5 protein-coding genes are annotated in these 5748 nt (G+C 63.9%); 2 read left to right on the top strand and 3 right to left on the bottom strand.

Going from position 1 to position 5748, the window contains the following annotated elements; translation table 11 throughout:
- Positions 1 to 108 precede the first annotated feature (108 nt).
- Together groL and groES are read right to left on the bottom strand one after the other, a co-directional pair.
- Entirely contained in the window at positions 109 to 1722 is a 1614-nt protein-coding gene (gene groL / locus ACFWX1_RS23685) for a chaperonin GroEL (protein ID WP_378390687.1), read from the bottom strand.
- A 97-nt stretch (positions 1723 to 1819) separates the two neighbouring features.
- Positions 1820 to 2113, bottom strand: coding sequence for a co-chaperone GroES (gene groES / locus ACFWX1_RS23680; RefSeq protein WP_009072407.1), 294 nt, complete (start codon positions 2111 to 2113; stop codon positions 1820 to 1822).
- Between the two features lie 1372 nt (positions 2114 to 3485).
- Here groES and ACFWX1_RS23675 point away from each other — a divergent pair.
- Both ACFWX1_RS23675 and ACFWX1_RS23670 read left to right on the top strand, forming a co-directional pair.
- On the top strand, positions 3486 to 4115 hold the full coding sequence (locus ACFWX1_RS23675; protein WP_378390685.1) for a hypothetical protein: 630 nt from the start codon (positions 3486 to 3488) through the stop codon (positions 4113 to 4115).
- Positions 4105 to 4629: a hypothetical protein gene (locus ACFWX1_RS23670; RefSeq protein WP_378390683.1), complete on the top strand. Its 525-nt coding sequence runs from the start codon at positions 4105 to 4107 to the stop codon at positions 4627 to 4629. The genes ACFWX1_RS23675 and ACFWX1_RS23670 overlap by 11 nt, the downstream gene beginning before the upstream one ends.
- 208 nt (positions 4630 to 4837) lie before the next feature.
- Here the strand turns inward: ACFWX1_RS23670 and ACFWX1_RS23665 are convergent, their stop codons facing one another.
- Positions 4838 to 5638: a phosphotransferase gene (locus tag ACFWX1_RS23665; protein ID WP_378390681.1), complete on the bottom strand. Its 801-nt coding sequence runs from the start codon at positions 5636 to 5638 to the stop codon at positions 4838 to 4840.
- Positions 5639 to 5748 lie beyond the last annotated feature (110 nt).

The following is a 5748-nucleotide window of genomic DNA, read 5'->3' as shown; positions in this document are numbered from 1 at the left end:
TCAGTCCCGCGCGGCCGGGGGGGGGGGGGCGGGTGGGGGGCGAACTCACCGCCGGGGCGGGGCGGGTGGGGGGCCCCGCCCCCCCGGCTTCGGGACGAACCGGTGGAGCTAGTGCGCGTGACCGTGGCCGGCCGCGGCGGGCTCCTCCTCGGCCGGCTTCTCGACCACGGAGCTCTCCGTGGTGAGCACGAGCCGGGCGATGGACGCGGCGTTCGCCACCGCGGACCGGGTCACCTTGACCGGGTCCACGATGCCGGCGCCGATCAGGTCCGTGAGCTCGCCGGTGGCGGCGTTGAAGCCGTGCCCCCAGCTCTGCTCCTGGACCTTGTTGACGATGACAGCGCCCTCGTGGCCCGCGTTGGTCGCGATCCAGAACAGCGGCGCGGTCAGTGCGTCACGGACGATCTTGACGCCGGTCGCCTCGTCACCGGTCAGGCCGAGGTCGCCCTCGAGTTCCTTGACCGCGTGCACCAGCGCCGAGCCACCGCCGGGCAGGATGCCCTCCTCGACGGCCGCCTTGGTCGAAGCCACGGCGTCCTCGATGCGGTGCTTGCGCTCGTTCAGCTCGGTCTCGGTGGCCGCGCCGACCTTGATCACCGCGACACCGCCGCCGAGCTTCGCGAGCCGCTCCTGCAGCTTCTCGCGGTCCCAGTCGGAGTCCGTGGTCTCGATCTCCTTGCGGATCTGCGCGATCCGCCCGTCGATCTCGTCCTTGGTGCCCGCACCGTCGACGATCGTGGTGTCGTCCTTCGTGACGACGACCCGCCGCGCACGACCCAGCGAGCCGAGGTCGGTCTCGGACAGCTTCAGGCCGATCTCGGCCGAGATCACGTTGCCGCCGGTGACGACCGCGAGGTCGTCCAGGAACGCCTTGCGGCGGTCACCGAAGAACGGAGCCTTGACGGCGACCGCGGTGATCGTCTTGCGCAGCGAGTTCACCACGAGGGTGGACAGCGCTTCACCGTCGACGTCCTCGGCGATGATCAGCAGCGGCTTCTTGGCCTCGACGACCTTCTCCAGCACCGGGAGCAGGTCGGCCAGCGCCGAGATCTTCTCGCGGAACAGCAGGATGTAGGCGTCCTCGAGGATGGCCTTCTGGTCCTCGGGGTTGGTCGCGAAGTGCGCCGACAGGAAACCCTTGTCGAACTGCACACCCTCGGTGACCACGAGCTCGGTCGCCAGCGTGGACGACTCCTCGATGGTGATGACACCGTCCTCGCCGACCCGCTCCACGGCCTCGCCGAGCAGGGCGCCGATGGCGGCGTCACGCGAGGTGACCGTGCCGACCTGGGCGATGTTGTCGCGACCCTTGACCGGGGTCGCCTTGGTCTTGAGGACCTCGATGACCTTCTCCGCGGCGGCCTCGATGCCGCGGCCGACCGAGGCCGGGTTGGCGCCGGCGGCCACGTTGCGCAGGCCGACCTTCACCAGCGACTGCGCCAGCACGGTCGCGGTGGTGGTGCCGTCGCCGGCGACGTCGTTGGTCTTGGTGGCGACGCTCTTGGCGAGCTGGGCGCCGAGGTTCTCGAACGGGTCGTCCAGCTCGACCTCACGGGCGACGGTCACACCGTCGAGGGTGATGGTCGGGCCGCCGAACTTCTTGTCGAGCACGACGTGACGCCCGCGCGGGCCGAGGGTGACCTTGACCGCGTCCGCGAGCTTGTTCACCCCGCGCTCGAGCGCGCGACGAGCGTCCTCGTCGAAACTGATCTGCTTGGGCATAGCGAGTTCCGCTTACCTTTCGGTGTCTCTTGAACGCAAGAACGCCCCGCACCCCGGCTTGTGCGGGGCCCGGGGCGTCATGCGCTGCGAGCGGACGTCAGTTGATGACGGCCAGCACGTCGCGGGCGGACAGGATCAGGTAGTCCTCACCGTTGTACTTGACCTCGGTGCCGCCGTACTTCGAGTAGATGACGACGTCGCCGACCGCCACGTCCAGCGGAACGCGGTTGCCCTTGTCGTCGATCCGGCCCGGGCCCACGGCCAGAACCTTGCCCTCCTGGGGCTTCTCCTTGGCGGTGTCGGGGATGACGAGGCCGGAAGCGGTCGTCTCCTCGGCCTCGCTCGTCTGGACAACGATCTTGTCCTCGAGCGGCTTGATGTTCACGCTCACCGGGTTGACCTCCACGGTCGTCGAAAGCGTTGGCAGGTACGTAATGACTTACGGCTCCTACCACCCCCGCCGTCGCGGGTGCCGGGGCGTGTTCGGGCCGTGCAATTAGCACTCTAGCCACGGGAGTGCCAGCTTCGCAAGGAGGGTGCCCTCATGCTGCCGAAACTCGCTCCCCGAGCGCCTGACCAGCCGGTTCATTTCGCGAGGATTACGCGGCGCCCACGATCCGGCCCGGGCGGACACGTTCAGTATGCCCGCGCCCGCACGCGCGCGAGCGCAGCCGGGTCGCCCCTGCGCCTGCCAGTCGATCAGCTCGAAGCGGGTCCACAACGCGGCCTGGTTCGGGCTGAGTCGTCGGCTCGACTGGTTCATCGTGGGCACCCCTCCGGCTGGTCGGGCTCGACGACATGGGTTCGCGGTGGCTGTCCGTCCCCGTCTTCCTCGCCCCTGCCGCAGTTAGCGCCGGGTCGTCGGCGTAAAGGGTGAGCGCAGCTCATCGCGAAGCGACGCCAACGGCGCCCTTGATGCTGGCGGGCCGGTGTTAAACGATCGCCTGCGAGGAACGGCCGCCAGTGGTGACCTGGCAGGACGTAACGTCGTGCGGCTTGATCGCGTCTATGCCCATATGCGGCTCACAGGGTTGTCAGTCGCCGTCGGCGGCGCGTGTGCCTCACCGCCACGTCGGCGGGTCTGCCCGGCGGCCGACGGCCGGAGCGGAGCGGCAGGCCGTCGTGTCGCCCTGGGGCGGGGCCGCCGTACGCGTGGTGACGTGCGCGCCGCCGACGGTGGCGCCTTGATCCCATAGAGCCAAATTCGGCAGCTTTCTGACCTAATGTCGATCTTGTGGCCGACAGCCGCCAGCAATCGACCGGCCAGTGCTGACACTCTGCCAGTAACACGCGGCCGTGGGTCACGCTTTGGTGTGACACCTGCGGAGTAAACTCAGTCGAACACCAATCGAACATCACACGCAGAGAGCTCAAGTAGGCGGCATAGTCCACCCCCGCCAACGTCTGGGGGTACTGATCCCTGGGGGCACGCGCAGCAGTGGGCAAGTGGCACAAGCACAAGGTCATCGACGCTGTGATCGTTGAACTGCTCGCCAACGGTTGGACCATAGTCGAGCAAGGTCATCGCTACAGACTGTACTGCCCACATCACAAAGTGTGGGTTCGCGTCGACGGAACGCCTAAGAATCCAGAGAACCACGCTCGCAGGATGCGCCACGAAGCGGCACGCTGCCCTGACCGTCACGACCTGGGCGCGAAGCCACACCAGAGCAGCACTCCTTAGCTGCGGTAACAGTCCACTGCTGTTTCTAGATGGAAACAGCAGTGGTAGTGTATACAGCGAGACAGGAAGGTGGGGCTCCATGTCTGATTTTGAGTTGATCTTTGCCGTCGATGACCTGTCCGACGACGTCATCGACCAGGTCTACGACAGGTACGACTCCATCGTCGCAGGTCACGAAACCGTAACACTGCTTACGGTCACAGCCGAAGGTGCTACCGCACTTACTGCCGCGAAGGCTGCAATTCGAGACCTAGAGAATATCGACGGCGTCGTCATACACCGATGCTATGAGGACTTGGTTTCCCGTCGAGACATTGCCGACCGCGCCGAAGTCTCTCCGCAAGCTGTCGGACAATGGATTCGCGGCGATAGACAACGCGCGCACCCCTTTCCCGATCCTTTCAACTTGGTTTCTGGTGGCATTTGGCTTTGGGGTGAAGTGAACGCCTGGCTTCGCCGCTCAGGCCTCAATTACTATGATCTTTCATATCCCTGCCGTGAAGACTACGCGGACATCAATCGATGGATTAACTATCATCGCGCTCAATCCGTCGCCGTGACGGTCGACTTTGTCTTCAACGCAGAACGATCCCTACGCCATGAAATTGTGACCGAATCCACCGAAAGCCACCCACGCTCTAGAAGTTTTCTCGTGCACAGGACATACGCAGGCTTCTCGGTCGACGAAGGGGAAGTCATTGCAGACTAGCAAACTAATCGAAGCTCTAGAGCAGGCCGAATTGGTCGATGTCAAGTACACCAGACTATCAGCAGAAGCGTACGAAAGTGACGACGAAGAGTTTGCCGAGGAAGTAAGGCGACACGCACAATTAGAGCACGAGCACGCTGACACAGAAGGTGATTCTTCGCATGCTCGAACACCCGATCAGTATCAGCGTTGGCAGCTAATGCTCTCAGGTGGCGACGGCATGCTCGACGTTGGAATATGCTTGAAGACGACGACCGCACGGAGCAACACGGTCGTTGAAGCCTTTGCGCACTACCACGTGGACTTCGACCTTGACGATTTACGCGAACCGACGACCCGTGAAACCGTGTTCTCGTACGCACATAAATTTGCATACCCCGCCCTATTGCCATACGTTCGCGAAGCCGCAGAAGATATTTCCAGGCGACTGAGGATTAGGCCGCCAGACATCAAATTCAACTTCTCCAAGTTTCTAAACAACGCAAAGCCTGTAGAGTCTGGCGATATTGAATAGATCCGACTGAAGAAACCGTGAAGCCGAACAGCTTCTTCTGCCATCTCGTAGGCCTGCCGTCCGACGAGACCTCCTCTACTTCCTATTACCTACGATCGGACGCTTGGTAACTAAGTCGACTTTTCACGGCGACCTCCAGAGGTAAGACTAGTCCGCGCACACCCAGACGCAGCTAATAGGCGAAGAAGACCTGAACACAATCCTGTGATCAAACTCGGGCCGCTCGGGCAATGGTTTCCCAGGCACGGACGCGATCGCGATCAAGTTCGGCGGCGTCGGCTATCACGACGGCCAAGTCCGGCGCTGACGACAAGACTACTGAGATCTTTACAGCCATGACGGCGGCGTCGTACTCAACCTCGCCTTGTAATCCGCGTGGGTCAATAAGCGTCCATCGTCCACCAGGGCCACGTAAGACGTTCCACGGTGACGGATCTCCATGACATAGGCCGGGACGGAAGTCAGCAGCCAACTCGTCTAGCAATTCGAGAGCACGTTTGCGTTCGACCAAAGGTGCTACGGTTTGGCCGGGTGGTAGATCGGCGAGATGACTGTTTGTCAGGCGTCGGCGAAGCCAACTGACGAGGCTTGGCAGGCACTCGGCTGGGGCTGGGGCGATTGCGCGGAGTGGGCGGTGAGTTCGTTCGTCGAGTGCGACCGTGGTCGGGTCGGCGTCAGCAAGTGGGGTGCCAGGCATGATCTGGTCCATGACGGTCCCTGTGCCGGTTTCGGTGGTCGTCGCGTCGTGGATAGCGGGGCCGACGTCGATGTCAGCTAGGGCTTTGGCGACGGTGGTTTGGGCACTGGCGTCTGGGTCTGGGGTGGCGCGCAGGATGAGGTTGTGGTCTGGGGTTGTGGCTGCGACGACGAGTGCGTATCGCGCGGGCAGGATGCGGTGGGGTGTGGCGTTGTGGCGGTGGCAGAGGTCGGCCAACTCGGGTTCGACGGCGGTGAGCCAGGGGTCGGCGCGGTCGGGCCAGCGGGTGCGGATGGAGTGGGCGAGTTCCACGGGGACCTTCATGCGACGGGGACCAGGCCGGCCAGGGCCTCGGTGATGGCGTCGGCCTCGGCGGTGGTGAACTTGGCGTGTTTGCCGGGCTTGTTGGCGTAGCCGAGGGC

This window comes from Amycolatopsis sp. NPDC059021, from assembly GCF_042739895.1.
Taxonomy (GTDB): Bacteria; Actinomycetota; Actinomycetes; order Mycobacteriales; family Pseudonocardiaceae; genus Amycolatopsis.
This window is presented reverse-complemented; position numbering and strand designations above follow the sequence as displayed.